This is a genomic window from Mesorhizobium sp. M7A.F.Ca.AU.001.01.1.1 (genome assembly GCF_004022735.1).
GTDB lineage: Bacteria > Pseudomonadota > Alphaproteobacteria > Rhizobiales > Rhizobiaceae > Mesorhizobium > Mesorhizobium ciceri.
Window position 1 is genome coordinate 1 of record NZ_RZPF01001295.1, and the last position, 661, is coordinate 661.

The following is a 661-nucleotide window of genomic DNA, read 5'->3' on the forward strand; positions in this document are numbered from 1 at the left end:
AACGCAGATAGCGCCAGGCGACCATGCGCTCGAAGATGGAAAAGGGTCCGGCGCCGACCGATCTTGCCGCCACCGCCTCGCTCATGCGGCGACACCGAAGCGCTTCTTCGCATCCGCGATCGGCAGCGTCTCGCGCTCACCGGTCTTGCGGTTCTTGATCTCGATCTCGCGGGCGGCGACACCGCGCGGTCCGACGATCACTTGCCAGGGAAGACCTATCAGGTCGGCGGTGGCGAACTTGCCGCCGGGCCGCTGGTCGGTGTCGTCGTAGAGCACGTCCTTGCCGGCGGCGACGAAAGCGGCATGCAGTTCGTCGCAGACGCCGTCGCACTCGGCGTCGCCCGCCTTCATGTTGATCAGTCCGATGTCGAACGGCGCCACCGCGTCCGGCCAGATGATGCCGTTGTCGTCATGGCTGGCTTCGATGATCGCCGCGACCAGCCGCGACGGACCGATGCCGTAGGAGCCGCCGGAGACGAAATGATCCTTGCCGTCGGGTCCGGTCACCTTGGCGCCCATGGGCTTGGAATATTTGTCGCCGAAATGGAAGATGTGGCCGACCTCGATGCCGCGCGCCGAAACCTTGTCGCTCTCGCCGATCTTCTCCCACGCCGCCTCGTCATGCATCTCGTCGGTGGCGGCGTAGGGCGTCGTCCATGTT

The 661-nt window shown here is 65.7% G+C and carries 1 protein-coding gene; it reads right to left on the reverse strand.

Translation table 11 applies throughout. The annotated features are described in order from the left end of the window. Nucleotides 1-81: 81 nt before the first annotated feature. Nucleotides 82-661, reverse strand: a 580-nt coding sequence (locus EN884_RS37745; protein ID WP_245492075.1) for a His/Gly/Thr/Pro-type tRNA ligase C-terminal domain-containing protein, incomplete at its 5' end; no start/stop codon positions are given.